Source organism: Nocardioides sp. Soil796, from assembly GCF_001429525.1.
In the GTDB taxonomy this organism is placed as follows: domain Bacteria; phylum Actinomycetota; class Actinomycetes; order Propionibacteriales; family Nocardioidaceae; genus Nocardioides.
Genome location: NZ_LMSQ01000017.1, coordinates 860,443 through 876,264, shown reverse-complemented (window position 1 = coordinate 876,264; position 15,822 = coordinate 860,443). Strand labels below are relative to the sequence as shown.

The 15,822-nt window shown below is 69.9% G+C and carries 15 protein-coding genes; 5 read left to right on the top strand and 10 right to left on the bottom strand.

Going from position 1 to position 15,822, the window contains the following annotated elements; all coding sequences use genetic code 11:
• Positions 1–41: 41 nt before the first annotated feature.
• Genes ASH02_RS11270 through hsaA form a run of 5 tightly spaced genes read right to left on the bottom strand, consistent with a single transcriptional unit; the run spans position 42 to position 4,190 of the window.
• Positions 42–542: a TetR/AcrR family transcriptional regulator gene (locus ASH02_RS11270; RefSeq protein WP_056677678.1), complete on the bottom strand. Its 501-nt coding sequence runs from the start codon at positions 540–542 to the stop codon at positions 42–44.
• A 25-nt stretch (positions 543–567) separates the two neighbouring features.
• Positions 568–1,200, bottom strand: a complete 633-nt coding sequence (locus tag ASH02_RS11265; protein ID WP_235530058.1) for a flavin reductase family protein — start codon at positions 1,198–1,200, stop codon at positions 568–570.
• A gap of 16 nt (positions 1,201–1,216) precedes the next feature.
• Positions 1,217–2,119: an iron-dependent extradiol dioxygenase HsaC gene (gene hsaC / locus ASH02_RS11260; protein WP_156388646.1), complete on the bottom strand. Its 903-nt coding sequence runs from the start codon at positions 2,117–2,119 to the stop codon at positions 1,217–1,219.
• Entirely contained in the window at positions 2,116–3,021 is a 906-nt protein-coding gene (gene hsaD, locus ASH02_RS11255) for a 4,5:9,10-diseco-3-hydroxy-5,9,17-trioxoandrosta-1(10),2-diene-4-oate hydrolase (protein WP_056677675.1), read from the bottom strand. Before hsaD ends, hsaC begins: the two co-directional genes overlap by 4 nt.
• Before the next feature lie 2 nt (positions 3,022–3,023).
• Positions 3,024–4,190, bottom strand: coding sequence for a 3-hydroxy-9,10-secoandrosta-1,3,5(10)-triene-9,17-dione monooxygenase oxygenase subunit (gene hsaA / locus ASH02_RS11250; protein ID WP_056677673.1), 1,167 nt, complete (start codon positions 4,188–4,190; stop codon positions 3,024–3,026).
• 103 nt (positions 4,191–4,293) lie between these two features.
• Between hsaA and ASH02_RS11245 the strand changes: the two genes are divergently transcribed.
• From ASH02_RS11245 to ASH02_RS11235, 3 genes are all read left to right on the top strand, one after another.
• On the top strand, positions 4,294–4,647 hold the full coding sequence (locus ASH02_RS11245) for a GRAM domain-containing protein (RefSeq protein WP_056677670.1): 354 nt from the start codon (positions 4,294–4,296) through the stop codon (positions 4,645–4,647).
• 99 nt (positions 4,648–4,746) lie between these two features.
• Positions 4,747–6,432 carry a 3-oxosteroid 1-dehydrogenase gene (gene kstD, locus ASH02_RS11240; protein WP_056677666.1) on the top strand — a complete coding sequence of 562 codons (1,686 nt, stop codon included), beginning with the start codon at positions 4,747–4,749 and terminating at the stop codon, positions 6,430–6,432.
• Between the two features lie 47 nt (positions 6,433–6,479).
• Positions 6,480–7,364 carry a MaoC/PaaZ C-terminal domain-containing protein gene (locus ASH02_RS11235; RefSeq protein ID WP_056677664.1) on the top strand — a complete coding sequence of 295 codons (885 nt, stop codon included), beginning with the start codon at positions 6,480–6,482 and terminating at the stop codon, positions 7,362–7,364.
• Here ASH02_RS11235 and ASH02_RS11230 read toward each other — a convergent pair.
• Together ASH02_RS11230 and ASH02_RS11225 are read right to left on the bottom strand one after the other, a co-directional pair.
• Positions 7,361–7,933 (bottom strand): TOPRIM nucleotidyl transferase/hydrolase domain-containing protein, encoded by a 573-nt coding sequence (locus ASH02_RS11230; protein WP_056677661.1) that lies wholly within the window; start codon positions 7,931–7,933, stop codon positions 7,361–7,363. The genes ASH02_RS11235 and ASH02_RS11230 overlap by 4 nt on opposite strands.
• Positions 7,930–8,670 carry a class I SAM-dependent methyltransferase gene (locus ASH02_RS11225; RefSeq protein WP_082563553.1) on the bottom strand — a complete coding sequence of 247 codons (741 nt, stop codon included), beginning with the start codon at positions 8,668–8,670 and terminating at the stop codon, positions 7,930–7,932. Before ASH02_RS11225 ends, ASH02_RS11230 begins: the two co-directional genes overlap by 4 nt.
• 80 nt (positions 8,671–8,750) lie before the next feature.
• Here ASH02_RS11225 and ASH02_RS11220 point away from each other — a divergent pair, with 80 nt between their 5' ends.
• Positions 8,751–9,299, top strand: coding sequence for an AAA family ATPase (locus ASH02_RS11220; RefSeq protein WP_082563552.1), 549 nt, complete (start codon positions 8,751–8,753; stop codon positions 9,297–9,299).
• A 108-nt stretch (positions 9,300–9,407) separates the two neighbouring features.
• Positions 9,408–10,829 carry an HNH endonuclease gene (locus ASH02_RS11215; protein ID WP_056677653.1) on the top strand — a complete coding sequence of 474 codons (1,422 nt, stop codon included), beginning with the start codon at positions 9,408–9,410 and terminating at the stop codon, positions 10,827–10,829.
• 21 nt (positions 10,830–10,850) lie between these two features.
• Here the strand turns inward: ASH02_RS11215 and ASH02_RS11210 are convergent, their stop codons facing one another.
• From ASH02_RS11210 to gcvP, 3 genes are all read right to left on the bottom strand, one after another.
• Complete coding sequence (locus ASH02_RS11210) at positions 10,851–11,507, bottom strand: GNAT family N-acetyltransferase (protein ID WP_056677649.1); 657 nt, start codon at positions 11,505–11,507, stop codon at positions 10,851–10,853.
• 62 nt (positions 11,508–11,569) lie between these two features.
• Positions 11,570–12,907, bottom strand: coding sequence for a serine hydrolase domain-containing protein (locus ASH02_RS11205; RefSeq protein WP_056677646.1), 1,338 nt, complete (start codon positions 12,905–12,907; stop codon positions 11,570–11,572).
• Complete coding sequence (gene gcvP / locus ASH02_RS11200) at positions 12,904–15,780, bottom strand: aminomethyl-transferring glycine dehydrogenase (RefSeq protein ID WP_057294771.1); 2,877 nt, start codon at positions 15,778–15,780, stop codon at positions 12,904–12,906. Before gcvP ends, ASH02_RS11205 begins: the two co-directional genes overlap by 4 nt.
• Between the last annotated feature and the right edge of the window lie 42 nt (positions 15,781–15,822).

Sequence of the window (15,822 nt, the reverse complement as noted above, 5' to 3'; positions counted from 1 at the left end):
CGCCCCTGACACAGGACTCGACGGCGAGACGGCGAGCCCGGTCAGAGCGGGCGGCCGGTGGCCTTGTAGGGCAGCAGGGCCTCGGCGGGGTTTCCCTCAACTGGTGCGGCCTCTGCAGCGAGCACGCCGGGCTGACTACGGAGCACGCCACGCACCCCGGCGGCCACCATCGGGGCCAGCTCATCGATCGACATCGAGGCGATCGGCTCGACCTTCAGCACGTAGCGCAGCATGGCCATCCCCATCAGCTGGGAGCCGATCAGCTCCATGCGCGACGTGGAGATCTGCACCCGGCGGCGGCGTCCGACCAGACCGCCCATCCGGTTGTTGAGGAAGCTGTAGAAGCGCTGGGCGGAACGGGCGTCGGAGACACTGGCCTGCACCATGCGCAGCATGCGGTCGCGGGTGATCGGGTTCTCGCACAACCGCAGGAACCGCCGGACCAGGCGGTCGGAGAAATCAGCACCAGCGGGTTCGTCGCGACCCACGTCGTCGTCGAGGGCCTCACCCAGGCCGTCGAGGTCCGCCTCCGTGTCGCTCACGCGGTCATCCTGCCACCGGCTGCGGTCACGTGACGGTGCGGTACGCACCCTGGAAGTAGAGCAACGGGTCGGGGGTCTCGCCAGATGCACCGACGGTGAAGTCCATGTCCTGGACCCTGCCGATGACGACGTAGTGGTCGCCCGCCTCGTGCACGGCGTGCACGGTGCAGTCGACGTACCCGACGATGCCGTCGAACAGCGGGGCGCCGGTCTTCGACAGCGACCACTCGAGGCCGGCGAACTTGTCGGTGCCCCGGCTGGCCATCACGTTCGACAGGTCTTCCTGGCCCGCGGCCAGGAAGTTCACGCAGAAGTGACCGGAGCGCTGGATCAGCGGCCAGGCGCGCGACGTCTTGGCCGGGCTGAACATCACCAGCGGCGGGTCGAGCGAGATCGAGGAGAACGACTGGCAGGTCATGCCGACCGGCTCGTCGCCGGCGACCGAGGTGATCACGGTGACGCCACTGGCGAAGCGACCGAGTACGTCGCGGAACCGACGGGCCGCTTCCTGGGCGGCCGCGGTGTCGGCGATGTCGGTCGCTTCACCCGGGCGGAACTCGAAGTCGAAGTTGCCCAGGAAGGAGTCGATCAGCTCCCGCGGCGGCCAGGACTCACGCGCGTCGGCACGCATGCCGGTCGGGATGTCGTGGTCGGTCATGGTGTCCATTGTCCCGTCAGCCACCGCCGCCGCCGAAATCGTGGCCCCAGTATGAGACCGCGGTCGACTCCCTGGCCACCCAGCGCGCGTCGTCGACCTGGAGACCCTCGGTACCGAACTCGACGTCGAAACCGCCGGGCGACTTCACGTAGAACGACACCATCTCGTCGTTCATGTGACGTCCGAGGGTGGCCGAGAGTGGCGCCTTGTGCTTGCGCACGCGCTCCAGCGCGCGACCGACGTCGTCGAGCTTCTCGACCTCAAGCATGATGTGCACGCACTTGCTCGGGTTTGGCATCGGGAGGAACGCCAGCGAGTGGTGCCGCGGGTTCACGCCGAGGAACCGCAACCACACCTTCGAGCCGGGCTCCTTGCCGACGAACTCCCCCGGCATGCTCATCGAGTCGCGCAGCCGGAAGCCGAGCACCTCGGTGTAGAAGCGCAGCGCCTCCACGTCGTCGGTGACCGGTACGACGATGTGCCCCATGCCCTGGTCGCCGGTGACGAACGTCGCGGCGTACGGCGTGACGACCGGGCGTGACTCGTAGGTGATGCCGTGGAAGAGCTCGAAGACGTTCTGCCACGGGTCCTCGAAACGGACCAGCTCCTGCACGCGCCACTCGGCAAGCTCGTCGGGCGTCCCTTCCTCGAAGGCGACGCCCGCCTTCTCGAGGTGCTCGCGGGCCTCTTGCAGCGCCTGGTGGTCGGCGACCTCCCAGCCGGTGGCCTCGAGCCGGTCGACGTCGGAGGGGAACACCACGAGCCGGGCCGAGACCTGGTCGATGCGGTAGTAGAGGTTGTCCGGGGACGGCCCACGACCCTCACCGAGACCGAGCACCTTGCCCGCGAAGTGGCGCCACTGGTCGAGGTCGGTGGAGGCCACGCGCACGTAGCCCATGGACTTGATGTCGATCGTCACTTGGCACGCTCCACATGGTTGTCGAGGAACTGTGTGGTCACCTGGCGGAACTCCTCGGCCGCCTCGATCTGCGCCCAGTGGCCGCAGTTCGGGAAGACGTGCAGCTGCGCCTTCGGGATCAGCTTCAGCGCCACCAGTGCACCGTCGAGCGGGTTCACCCTGTCCTCGCGCCCCCACGTGAGCAGCGTGTGCTGGCGCAGCTTGTAGGCCTCGCGCCAGAGCATGCCGTCCTCGAACGTGTCGGGATTCCAGAACGACGCGCCCATCGACGCCATCGCCTCGCGGGACCCCGGCGCCGTGGCGTCGGCGAAGCGCTCCTCGACCAGCTCGTCGGTGACCAGCGCCTGGTTGACCACCATCGTCGAGATGAATGCCTTCAGGGCCTCACGGGTCGGGTCGGCGCCGAACTCCATCAACCGCTTGACGCCCTCGGTGGGGTCGGCGTGGAACAGGTTGAGCGAGAGCCCGCCCGGCCCCATCAGCACGAGCCGCGCGACCCGCTCGGGGTGTTCGAGGGCCAGCCGCATCGCCGTGCCGCCGCCGAGGCTGTTGCCGAGCAGGTGGCAGCGGTCGATGCCGAGCTTGTCGAGCAGGCCCACGACGTACGACGCGGCGAAGCGGTAGTAGTTGCCCTCGACCGGCGGCTTGTCGGAGCCACCGAAGCCGGGCTGGTCGACGAGGATCGTGCGGAAGTCCTTGGCGAATCCGGGCAGCGCGGCACCGAAGTTCGACCACGCGGAGGCACCCGGTCCACCGCCGTGCAGCATCACCAGCGGCAGCGGCCCTGTCGTGGGTTGAGCAAGGCCTTCTGCGCCTGTCTCGAAATCAGCCGAGTCGTAGTAGTTGATCGTGAGCCCGTCGACCGTGGCCGTGCGGCGTACGTCGTCCTGTGCCAGCGTCACGATCAGTACATCCCCGGGTCGATCTTGTGCCCGAACTCGAGGTCGCCGTACATCTTCAGTGCGCGCTCGGGATCGTTGGCCGCGTGCACGCGGCCGGCGTGCGCGTCGCGCCAGGCGCGCTGCAGGTACGTGCCCTCGGCCAGCGCCCTGCCACCCGAGGCCTCGAACAGCGCGTCGATCGCGTCGATCGCGCGCTGCGTGCCGAGCACCTGGTCGCGGCGCACCCTCAGGCGCAGCTGGAGCGGGATCTTCTCCCCGCGCTCGACCTGGGCCTGCTCCTCGCGGATGTTGGCCATGCACAGGGCCCACGCCGCGTCGATCTCCGAGCCGGCGCGGGCGATGCGCACCGCCGCGAACGGGTCCGAGGACGCCTTCTCACCGAGGTACGCCGCACGCACCCGCTTCTGCTGCATGTCGACGTGCTCGGCGTACGCCCCCGACGCCATGCCGATGATCGGGGAGCTGATCGTCGTGGTGAACAGCGAGTGGAAGGGCAGCTTGTAGAGGTTGCCGGGGTTCTGTTCCTGGCCCGGGCCGAAGCAGCGGCCGGTGTCGCTCATCGACAAGGTGAACGCCTCCGGCACGAAGACGTCGTCGACGACGATGTCGTTGGAGCCGGTGCCCTTGAGCCCGACCACGTTCCAGACGTCGACGATCTCGTACTTGTCGCGCGGGACGAGAAAGGTCTTGAAGTCGACCACGTTGCCGTCCGCGTCGAAGACCAGGCCGCCGAGCAGCACCCAGCTGGCGTGGGCGGAGCCGGAGGAGAACGACCACTTTCCCGAGAGCGTGTAGCCACCGTCGGTCAGCACGGCCTTGCCGGTCGGCGCGTACGACGACGAGAGGCGGGTCGCGGTGTCCGAGCCCCACACCGCCTGCTGCGCGTCGTCGGGGAAGAGCGCGACCTGCCAGGGGTGTACGCCGAGCACCGACGAGATCCAGCCGGTGGAGCCGTCGGCCGAGGCGATCTCCTTCACTGCGGTGAAGAAGTCGACCGGGTCGGCCTCGAGCCCGTCGAAGCGCCGGGGCTGCAGGAGACGGAAGAAGCCGGTCTCCTCGAGCGCCTTCACGGAGGCTTCGGGAACCTGGCGCAGCTTCTCGGCCTCGTCGGCCCGCTCGCGGAACGTCGGCAGCAGGTCGCGCACTCCGTCGAGGACTTCCTTCGACATCTCTTGTCTCCTGGCTTGGTGGGATCTCTCGACCAATACTAGAACACGTTCTCATTTTCCGCGAGGACGCTGCCTCTTCGACGGCGCGGCTACGATCGCCGCCGTGAGGAAACCCAAGAGCACCCTTCGAGCCGACGAGACCGTCATCGCCAGCTGGCGGGCCAACCATTCGGTACACAGCCAGCGCGCCCTGGGCGGCCACCTGGTGCTGACCTCACACCGCCTGATCTTCGAGCCGCACGCCCTGGACGCGAACCTCGGCGGTCGGGTCTGGCAGGTTCCACTCAGCTCGATCTCCGACGTCGGGAAGTCGCCGATCAGCCTTGCGGACTTCTTCGGCGGCGGGTTGCGCTCCCGACTCCGGATCGGGCTCGACGACGGATCCCAGCAGCTGTTCGTGGTGAACGCGAAGAGCAAGAAGGCCGACGCGATCCGACGCGCGCTGCCCCGGCGCTGATCCCACCAAGCGTCGACCAAGGGCTCTGCGCTACTGGTAGAACCTGTTACAGTTTTGCGGTGTAGGAGCCCGCACAGCGGGACTGACAGCGGAGGCAGTGTGGGCGAGAAGACCGAGTACGACGTGATCGTCGTCGGCACCGGCGGCGGTGGCTTCACCGCGGCGCTGGCCGCGCACGAGCGTGGCCTGGACACCCTGGTCATCGAGAGCACCGACGGGTTCGGCGGCTCCACGGCCCGGTCGGGAGGCGGGGTCTGGATCCCCAACAACCATGCGCTCAAGAAGGCCGGCCAGACCCAGTCCGTGGCCGAGGTCAAGGAGTACCTCTACTCGATCATCGGCGACTCGGTCCCCCGCGACCGGATCGACGCGTTCGTCGAGAACGGACCGGCCGCCCTGGAGTTCGTGCGCAACAACTCCGCCGCAGACTTCACCTGGGTCCCGCACTACAGCGACTACTACCCCGAGGCACCGGGCGGGAAGGCAAGCGGCCGCAGCGTCGAGCCGAAGCCGATCGACGGCAAGGTGATCGGCGACGAGCTCGACCGGCTCACGAAGTCCTACACCAAGGCACCGGCCGGCATGGTGGTCACGCAGGCCGACTTCCGCAAGATCTCGCTCGGCATGCGCACCCTTCGCGGACCGCTCACCATGATCAAGGTCCTCCTGACCCGCATCCTGACGATGGCCCTCGGCAAGCGGATGTACGGCATGGGCATGGCGATGATGATCGGCATGCGCAAGGGCCTCCTCGACCGCGACATCCCGGTCTGGTACGAAACGCCGCTCACCGACCTCGAGGTCCGCGACGGGCGGGTGAGCGGCGTCGTGGTCACCCGCGACGGCACCGAGCAGGTGCTGACCGCTCGGCACGGCGTGATCCTCGCCTGCGGCGGGTTCGAGCACAACGCCGAGATGCGACAGAAGCACCAACGTGCGCCGATCGGCTCCGACTGGACCACCGGCGCGGCCGGCAACACCGGCGCCGGGATCCTGGCCGGCGAGAAGATCGGCGCCGAGCTGGCGTTGATGGACGACGCCTGGTGGGGGCCCTCCATCCCACTGCCGAGTGGCCCGTGGTTCTGCCTCGCCGAGCGCAACCTCCCCGGCTCGATGATCGTCAACCAGGCCGGCCTGCGGTTCGGCAACGAGGCCGCGCCGTACGTCGACGCGGTGCACGCGATGTACGACTCCGCCGAGCGCACCGGCATCGACCACTTCCCCAGCTGGATGATCATCGACCAGCGCTACCGCAACCGCTACCTCTTCGCCGGGCTCGGCCCGCGGCAGCCGTTCCCGGGCCGATGGTTCAAGTCGGGCGTGATCGTGAAGGCAGGCACTCTGGAGGCGCTGGCCGAGAAGATCAGCGTGCCCGCAGATGCCCTCACTGACACGGTCGCCACGTTCAACGGCTATGCGCGGACCGGCAAGGACTTCGACTTCGGTCGCGGCGACTCGGCGTACGACCGCTACTACGGCGACCCGCGGGTCAAGCCCAACCCGTCGCTGGGCGCGATCGAGGAGGGGCCGTTCTACGCGGTGAAGATGGTGCCCGGCGACCTCGGCACCAAGGGCGGCATCGTCACCGACGCGAAGGCGCGGGCGCTGCGGCCCGACGGCTCGGTGATCGAGGGCCTCTACGCCACCGGCAACGTCTCCTCGGCCGTGATGGGCCACACGTACGCCGGCGCCGGCGCGACCATCGGCCCCGCGATCACGTTCGGGTGGATCGCCGCCAACGCGATTGCTGACTCCATCGGCGCCGACCGCGCCCCTTCCCGGTGATCGGGAGCCCGCTCCATTCGCTCGCCCACCACTGAGAAGGTCTGCCCATGCCCATCGACACCCAGGTCGCCGTCGGCGCCTCCCTCCCCGACCGCACGTTCTCGTGGAACGAGTCAGACGTGCTGCTCTACCACCTCGGCATCGGCGCCGGCTCCCGGGCCGGCGACAACACCGACGCCGGAGCGCTGCGCTACACGCTCGACGACGACAACCTCCAGGTGCTGCCGTCGTTCGGGGTCGTCGCGCCGACGTTCCACGAGACGAACCCACCCGCCCTCGACCTGCCCGGCTGCGACATCGACCTCCAGATGGTGCTGCACGGATCGCAGGAGGTCGTCGTGCACGCGCCGATCCCGGCCTCCGGCTCGGCCACCCTGAAGACGAAGATCTCCGACGTCTGGGACAAGGGCAAAGCCGCCGTCATCGTGCAGGAGGGCGAGGCCCACACCGAGTCCGGCGAGCACCTCTGGACCGTGCGCTCCAGCATCTTCGTGCGCAACGAGGGCGGCTGGGGTGGCGAGCGCGGTCCGTCGACCAAGGTCGAGCTCCCGACGCGAGACGCCGACGCCGAGTCGTCGTACGCCGTCACGCCCCAGCAGGCGCTTCTCTACCGCCTCTGCGGCGACCGCAACCCTCTGCACGCCGATCCGGCGTTCGCCAAGGGCGCGGGCTTCCCGGCGCCGATCCTGCACGGCCTGTGCTCCTACGGCATCGTGCTGCGCGAGGTGACCGACCTGCTGCTCGACGGCGACGCGTCGCGCGTGGGTGGCTTCGCGGCCCGCTTCGCCGGCATCGTGTTCCCGGGCGAGACGATCCGTGTGCAGGCCTGGGACGAGGGTGATCGCGTGCTCGTCAGTGCCACGATCGCCAGCGAGCACGAGCAGCGCGACGGCTCCCCCGTGCTTGCGGACTGCGTGCTGACGAAGGCCTAGGCAAGACCCTCCAGCAGGTCGGCCAGCGGATCGGGCACCCGGTCGAGATCGAGTGCCGCGACCAGCAGGCCGCCGTACCTGATCTTGCGGCCGGACCTGGTGCCCATGAAGCGCCGAAGCTGGTCCTGCATCGGGCGTCCGGCCCGGTCGGGTTGGGAGAGGAAGCGCCCCCACGACCGGGCCTCCCCCTCGGACTCGATGATCGCCTCGACCGCTGGTACGCCGAGCGCCCGCACGAGCTCGTCCTCCAGGTCGACGACGCAGCAGTGGAACCCGAGCTCCGCCAACTGGGCGCGGTCCAGGTCGGCGCCGAGGCCGACGCGTTCGAGGCCGCGGCGGAAGAACCGCTCCTCGCCCTCGTCGTAGAGGCCGTGCAGCTCGAGGTCCCGCCCGCCGGGGCCGTACTCCTCGAGCGCGTGACCGATGTTGGTCGCGCCGCCCATGGCCACCACCTCGACCCGTTCCGCGAGCAGGTCGCGTCCCAGCCTCTCGGCCAGCGTGAGCACGGCGTTGCGGTCACTGTCGCCTTCGACCAGCACCACCGCCCTTGCCTCCGACGTGCTGGTCATGGGGCCGGGGTCCAGCGGAAGCAGGCGGCCGTGTGATGCATCGCGACGCTCGTCGTACCGAGGGCCTGGCAGGCGTGGCGCACGACGACCTCGGCCGCGTCGAGCCTCTCCTGCCGCTCCCCCGGCTCCATCATGATGAGTGCGGAGTTCGTGGCCAGGTATCCCCGGAACGACTCGGGGTCGACCGGCCAGGCCCACGGGAAGTTCTCACGCGTGCTCTCGTCGTCAGGGAACGGACCGAAGCCCGCGCGGTCGGCGGGTGACGACTCCTTCTTGTCCGGGTCGACTCCCGCGAGCTCGAACTCCCAGGTGGATTGGGGTGCGGGCACGTTACACGCCAGGCCGAGCCATCCGCCCGGTCTGAGCACGCGGCGCACCTCGGCCACCGTCTCCTCGACCGGGAACCAGTGCCAGGCGTCAGCGCTGACCACCGCGTCGACGCTGTGGTCGGCGAGCGGGATGCTGTCGGCGGACTCGTGGTGTGCCAGCGCAGCGGGGAACTCCCTGCGGAGCACGGCGAGCATGCGTTCGTCGGGCTCCACCGCGTGCACCGTCATGGCCCGCTCCAGCAGCTTCCCGGTGAGCTGGCCGGTGCCCGCACCGAGCTCGGCCACGACCGAGGCGCCGTCCGTCAGCCAGTCCACCGCTGCGTCCGGACAGGCCGGTCGGAAGCGCGCGTAGTCCGCGGCGACCTGGCCGAACACCAGTGCCCGTCGTGGGTCCACATGGTTGGGCATGACAGCCAGTCTGCACCGACCGTGGGTGGATCCCCGGAAAGTGAGTGGCCCCGCAGCCTCGCGTGCGCAAGGGTCGAGACATGGTTTCTCCTCCCGTCCTGCACCTCATGGTCGGCCTGCCCGGAGCCGGGAAGACGGCACAGGCCCGCAGGATCGAAGCGGACACGGGCGCCCTCCGACTGACCCCGGACGAGTGGATGGTGCCCCTCTTCGGTCACACCGACGAGGCCGAGAAGCGCGCCCTGCTCGAGGGCCGGTTCATATGGGTCGCCCATCAGTCACTTCGCGGCGGACTCTCTGTGATCCTGGACTTCGGGTGCTGGTCGATCGAGGAGCGTTACGCCATCCGGGATGTCGCCGCGCGCGCCGAAGCCTCGTTCTCGCTTCACCACCTCGAGGTCGGGGAAGCCGAACGCAGGGCACGCGCCGAGGTCCGTTGGCAGCGTGACACCACGTCGGCCTATGAGATGAGCTCCGACGATCACGACGGGTTTCTGGCGTCCTTCACGCCGCCCACGGCGGCAGAGGTGGCAGGCGAGCCGCTACCTGCCGCACCGCGGACCTTCGAGAGCTGGTCGCACTGGGCATCGCAGCGCTGGCCGTCGCTTCCACGTCTCGACCTCTCCTGAGCGCAAGCGCCCGGGACCTGAAAAATACTTCTCGAGTTGTCTCACATTTCGGGATCAAGGGCTGGTTTCCAGGGTCCGTTGTCAGTGGGCACGGCTTGACTGGATCACATGACAACCACGGCAGCTCCGCTCCTCGAACAGGTCGCACCCGGCGTCCTGCGGGTGAGCGAGCATGCCGCGCCGGCCATGCTCGACCACATGATCGAGGCGATCGCCCGACTCGACGGAGACCCGCAGCTCGACGGCCCCGGCAACGACATCGCCCGGGTCGACCAGCTGACCCTGCTCGAACGGTTGAAGGCCGCCACCGCCGCGGCCCAGGCCCGCATCACGCAGGCGTTCGAGCAGTCGCAACTGTCTCGGCAGCGCGACGCCGCCGATGAGGCGAGAGCAGCTGGGCTGGAGGCAAAGGCCGAGCGCATCGAACGCGACCTCGGCCGGGGCATCGGCGACCAGGTCGCGCTGGCCCGCGGATGCTCCACGTCACTCGGCTCACGTCACCTTGGCTTCGCGAAGGCGATGGCCGAGATGCCTCACACCCATGACCTCCTGACGCGCGGGCAGATCAGCGAGTGGGTCGCGACCCTGTTGGTCAAGGAGACCGCGATCCTCAAGTTCAAGGACCGCGCCGCTGTCGACCAGTCGCTGTGCGCCACGACCGTCGACACGAAGACGGGCGAGGTCTTCAGCCCCGAGGTCCTCGGCCTCACACCGCGTCGAGCCGGCGACCGGGCACGTGCCCTCGGCAACGAGCTCGACCCCAAGGCCGCCGTGCGCCGCGCCGCGAAGTCGGCGCAGCAGCGCAGGGTGACGATCCGCCCGACCCCGAACACGATGACCTACGTGACCGGGCTGCTACCGGTGGCCAAGGGCGTTTCCGTCTACGCCAACCTCAAGGCCTCGGCCGAGGCGATCAAGGCCGGCGGCGACCTGCGCACGATCAACCAGCTGATGGCCGACCTGTTCGTCGAGCGGCTCACCGGCCAGAAGTCGGCCGAACTGGTGCCCGTCGAGGTGGGTCTCGTGATGACCCCCGACACCCTGCTCGGCTTCTCCGATCGCCCGGCCCGCATGAACGACGGAATGCCCGTGCCCGCGCAGACGGCGCGCGATCTCGCCAACCAGCCTGGTGCGCCCGTGTGGTTGCGCCGCATCTTCACCGACCCGGTCACCGGTGTCGCCACCGACCGCGATCCCAGGCGCCGCCGGCACACCGAAGCCGACAAGGCCTTCATCCGCGATCGCGATCAGGAATGCCGCATGCCGGGCTGTGAGCGACTCATCGACGACATCGACCACCCTGTGCGCCACGCCGACGGGGGCGAGAGCACGCGGGTCAACGGGCAGGGGCTCTGCGAGGGCCACAACCTGGCCAAGGAAGCACCCGAATGGCGCACCAGGGTGAGCGATCCGCGACCGGGGGGTCACGAGGTCGAGTTCATCACGCCCACCGGACACGTCTACCGCTCGAAAGCCCCGCCCGCGTTGCCTCCCGATGCCGAGCGCGCCGACCTGCCGCCGCCAGCCTGAGCAAGCCGGGCGTCAAGACACTCACCTGTCGGCCTGGTCGAGCCCGATGAACGAGCGGAACGCCTCGATGCCGGTCACGGTGATCGGCTCGCCGCGCCTGAAGTCGTCGGGGCCGACGATGAGGCGCTGCACCTGCGCCAGCTCACCCGGTCGCCGTTGCCGGCGCTCGACACCGTTGGGCCGGTAGCCGACCTTGCGGCTGACCGCGAGCGAGGCCGGGTTGTCGGTGAAGGCGCCCGACGTCATCTCGGTGGCGCCGAGCTCGTCGAACGCGAAGGCGAGGATCGTCTGGCGCATGCGTGTCCCGATGCCGTGCCCCTGGTGCTTCGACGCCAGCCACGACCCGGTCTCAGCCGTGCGCGTCACGGCGAAGTCGCGCGTGGAGACGTCCTGGCAGCCGACCAGCTCGCCGGAGTGGCGCACCGCCAGGTGCAGCGACCAGGCGGCAGGCGAGAAGGTCGCGCGACCCTGCCAGTAGAACTGCGCCATGTTGCGGCCCAGCTCCTCGCGCGGCGCGGTGCTCCACGGCACGTAGAACGGCATGGCGTCGGGGGCATGGATTCCGTCGAGCGCGAGCTCCACCAGGCCGGGGATCACGTCGTCCGTGATCGGCACCAGCTCGAGTTCACCACAGTGGATGCGGAGCCCGAACGGCGGGAACTGGTCGGCGAGGGTCATGGCGACCACCCTGTCGGCGGCCGTGCCCGTTCGCAAACGACATGGCCGGGCCCGGTTCGAGACTACGGAAGCCCGCCGGGAATCGGCGCGTTCGGGTCGTACGGCGTGCGCGTGAAGATGAACGTGGCCAGGTCGAGGTGGTTGACCGAGCCGTCGTCGTTGCGCACCACCCGGAGCGTCTCCCCCATCTGGTAGCCGGCAGTGCCGACCAACGAACCGTCGAGCAGGCGATAGCGGTAGGCGACCACGCCGTCCCTGGAGACCACCAGCTCGTCGTGCTCCCAGCGGAACACGAACATCTTGGGTCCCCAGTGCCACACGCCGAGCACCTCGCGCACCTCCGCGGGCACGTCGGTCGACGGGCGCCACGCCTGCGGCAAGGTCGGCTCGCTCGCCTCGAGCTCCTCGAGCAGTGTGGTGGCCAGCGAGTCCGCGGGCATGCCGCTCATCGCGTTGGCGAAGCCGACCACGCCGGTGCGGCGCACCCGGTCGACGAAGCAGGTCGCCACGAAGCCGGGCATCGAGCCGGTGTGGCCGACCAGGGTGCCCGAGCCGCCGCGGTGCATCTGGAAGCCCAGGCCGTGACCGGACGCGAGGCCCGAGGCGAGGGCGCCGGACTGCGGGATGTAGGCCGTCTCGAGCCGCTCCTTCGAGAGCACGTCGGGGTGACCCTCGAGCAGGAAGCTGCAGTACGTCGCCAGGTCGGTGACCGTGCTCCAGAGCTGGCCCGCTGGCGCCATCGCACCGGTGTCGGGGTGCGGCTCGTCGGTCGCCTCGCCGGAGTAGGGATCGATGCTGGTGCCCTGTGCGTGGACGCCCTCGGCCTGGTACGACGTCCGCGTCATGCCGAGCGGCTTGAGGATGCGGGACTGCACGTTGGACCACCAGGTGTCACCACGCAGCCGGGCGACGACCTCGCCGAGCAGGCCGTAGGCGAGGTTCGTGTAGTGGAACTGCTGCCCGACCGGGAGGACGCCCGCGGAGTCGGCGTTGGCGGCCGCGAGCTCGTCGAACGAGAGCCCGGGGCTGCGCTCCCACCACGAGCCGTTGGGCTCGGCCTGCATGCCGGAGTTGTGCGCGAGCAGGCCGCGAATCGTGCGGTCGCCGTAGCCGACGTCGCCCAGCACCGAGCCAGCGGTGTCCTCCAGCGACAGGGACCCCTCGTCGACGAGCTGCAGGATCAGCACTGCGGTCAGCGTCTTGGTGATCGAGCCGATCTTGTACTGCACGTCGGCGGGCTCACCCGGCACGTCGCCGTACCCGTCGCACCACACCAGGGCGCCGTCACGGACGACGCCTGCCACGATCGAGGGCAGGCGACCGTTGACCTGGACGTGCGCGATCTTCGCCAACAGGCGACGCGCGGTCACCGCCTCGACCGGCCGGACCGGCAGGCTCATTCGGCGACCTCGGCGAACGCCTCCGGCGGCGGGCACGCGCAGACCAGGTTGCGGTCGCCGTACGCCTGGTCGATGCGGGCCACCGGCGGCCAGTACTTGTCGGGGTCGGGGCCGGTCGGGAAGACCGCCTGCTCGCGGGAGTAGGCGCGGTCCCAGTCAGCGACCAGCGCGCGCGAGGTGTGCGGGGCACCACGAAGCGGCGAGTTCTCAGGGGTCCACTCCCCTGCCTCGACGCGCGCGATCTCCTCGCGGATCGCGATCATCGCGTCGCAGAACCGGTCGATCTCGGCGAGGTCCTCGGACTCGGTCGGCTCGACCATCAGGGTTCCGGCGACCGGGAACGACATGGTCGGCGCGTGGAAGCCGTAGTCGATCAGGCGCTTGGCGACGTCGTCGACACTGACGCCGCTGTCCTTGGTGAGGCCGCGCAGGTCGAGGATGCACTCGTGGGCGACCAGCCCGCCGTGGCCCTTGTAGAGCACCGGGTAGTGCTCGCCGAGTCGAGCGGCGACGTAGTTGGCCGCGAGGACCGCCACCGCGGTGGCGCGGGTGAGCCCGGCGCCGCCCATCAACCGGATGTAGGCCCACGAGATCGGCAGGATGCCGGCCGAGCCGTACGGCGCGGCGCTGATCGCGCCGATGCCGGAGCGCATCGCCTCGACCGGGTGCTGCCCGTGCGAGGGGAGGTACGGCGCCAGGTGCGCACGCACGGCGACCGGGCCGACCCCGGGACCGCCACCGCCGTGCGGGATGCAGAAGGTCTTGTGCAGGTTGAGGTGCGACACGTCGCCGCCGAACTCGCCCGGCTTGGCGTAGCCGAGGAGCGCGTTGAGGTTGGCGCCGTCGACGTACACCTGGCCGCCGTGGTCGTGCACGAGCTTGGTGAGGTCGGTGATGGAGTCCTCGTAGGCGCCGTGGGTCGACGGGTAGGTCACCATGATCGCGGCGAGGTCGTCGGAGTGCTCCTCGCACTGGGCGCGCAGGTCGTCGAGGTCGATCGAGCCGTCGTCGGCGGCCTTGACGACCACGACGCGCATGCCGGCCATCACGGCGGAGGCCGCGTTGGTGCCGTGGGCCGACGACGGGATCAGGCAGATGTCGCGCTCGGCCTGGCCGTTGGCGCGGTGGAAACCACGGATCGCGAGCAGTCCGGCCAGCTCGCCCTGCGAGCCGGCGTTGGGCTGGATCGACACCCGGTCGTAACCGGTCACCTCGGCCAGCCAGCCCTCGAGGTCGTTGACCAGGCGCTGGTAGCCCGCGGCGTCTGCGGCCGGGGCGAACGGGTGCAGGTCGGCGAAGCCGGGCAGGCTGATCGGCTCCATCTCAGTGGTCGCGTTGAGCTTCATCGTGCACGAGCCCAGCGGGATCATGCCGCGGTCGAGCGCGTAGTCACGGGCCGAGAGCTTGCGCAGGTAGCGCAGCATCGCGGTCTCGCTGTGGTGGGTGTTGAACACCTCGTGGTCGAGGTAGCCGGTCTCGCGGAGCAGGCCGGCAGGCAGTGCGTCGTCCGTCGCGCGGTCGAGCGCGTCGAGATCGCCCGGGGCGCCGAACGCCTTCAGCACGCTGGTGACCGTCGAGCGGGTCGTGGTCTCGGAGGTGGTCAGGCCGATGTGGTCGTCGTCGATGTGGCGCAGGTGCAGGCCGAGGGCGCGTGCGGAGGCGATCACCTCGGCGGCCCTGCCCGGCACCCGCACGGTCAGGGTGTCGAAGAAGTCGGAGTGCACGACCTCCACGCCTGCGCCGGCCAGCGCGGCCGCGATCACCGTCGCGTAGCGGTGGGCACGGGTCGCGATCGCCTTGAGGCCGGCGGGGCCGTGGTAGACGGCGTACATCGACGCGGCCACGGCGAGCAGCACCTGGGCGGTGCAGATGTTGGAGGTGGCCTTGTCGCGGCGGATGTGCTGCTCACGGGTCTGGAGGGCCAGGCGGTACGCCGGGCGCCCTTCGGCGTCGACGGACACACCGACCAGGCGGCCGGGCAGGTGGCGCTCGAGCCCGGCCTTGACCGCCATGAAGCCGGCGTGCGGGCCGCCGTAGAACAGCGGCACCCCGAAGCGCTGGGAGGAGCCGACGGCCACGTCGGCCCCGAGCTCGCCGGGCGACTCGAGGAGGGTCAGGGCGAGCAGGTCGGCAGCCACGACGGCCAGGCCGTTGCGGGCGTGGGTCTCCTCGATGACCGCGCGAGGGTCGAGCACGCGACCCGAGGCTCCGGGGTACTGCACGAGCACGCCGCACAGGTCACCGTCGGGGAGGCCCTCGGCCAGGTCGGCGACGACGACCTCGATGCCCATCGCCTCGGCGCGGGTGCGGACCACCTCGATGGTCTGCGGCAGCGCGTCGGCGTCGACGACGAACGGGCCCTTTGCCTTCTTGTTCGCCCGGCGGACCAGGGTCATAGCCTCGGCGGCCGCGGTGCCCTCGTCGAGCAGGGACGAGTTGGCGGTGGGCAGGCCGGTCAGGTCACCGACCATGGTCTGGAAGTTGATCAGGGCCTCGAGCCGGCCCTGCGAGATCTCCGGCTGGTACGGCGTGTAGGCGGTGTACCAGCTCGGGTCCTCGAGCACGTTGCGGCGTACGACCGGAGGGGTGATGGTGCCGTGGTAACCCAGCCCGATCAACGATTCCGCGGGCCGGTTGCTGGCCGCCAGTTCGCGCAGCTCCTTGGCGACGGCCGACTCGGTCGCGGCGGTCGGCAGCTCGAGCTCAGCGGCGCTGCGGATGCCTCCGGGCACCGCGGCACTCATCAGCTCGTCGAGGCCGGCGTAGCCGAGGCGGGCGAGCATCGTCTCGATCTCGTCGGCCTGCGGGCCGATGTGGCGCTCGGTGAACGGCAGCGCGTTGTCGAGATCGGCGAGCGTCTGGCGGTCTGACACGTGGACTCCAAGTGGCTGGCAGGGGGAATGCGGTTGCACACC

Coding starts and splice junctions, on each gene's coding strand:
- ASH02_RS11265 (WP_235530058.1), bottom strand. CDS start 1,200: ATGACCGACCACGACATCCCGACCGGCATGCGTGCCGACGCGCGTGAG.
- hsaA (WP_056677673.1), bottom strand. CDS start 4,190: ATGTCGAAGGAAGTCCTCGACGGAGTGCGCGACCTGCTGCCGACGTTC.
- ASH02_RS11235 (WP_056677664.1), top strand. CDS start 6,480: ATGCCCATCGACACCCAGGTCGCCGTCGGCGCCTCCCTCCCCGACCGC.
- ASH02_RS11230 (WP_056677661.1), bottom strand. CDS start 7,933: ATGACCAGCACGTCGGAGGCAAGGGCGGTGGTGCTGGTCGAAGGCGAC.
- ASH02_RS11225 (WP_082563553.1), bottom strand. CDS start 8,670: ATGCCCAACCATGTGGACCCACGACGGGCACTGGTGTTCGGCCAGGTC.
- ASH02_RS11220 (WP_082563552.1), top strand. CDS start 8,751: ATGGTTTCTCCTCCCGTCCTGCACCTCATGGTCGGCCTGCCCGGAGCC.
- ASH02_RS11215 (WP_056677653.1), top strand. CDS start 9,408: ATGACAACCACGGCAGCTCCGCTCCTCGAACAGGTCGCACCCGGCGTC.
- ASH02_RS11210 (WP_056677649.1), bottom strand. CDS start 11,507: ATGACCCTCGCCGACCAGTTCCCGCCGTTCGGGCTCCGCATCCACTGT.
- ASH02_RS11205 (WP_056677646.1), bottom strand. CDS start 12,907: ATGAGCCTGCCGGTCCGGCCGGTCGAGGCGGTGACCGCGCGTCGCCTG.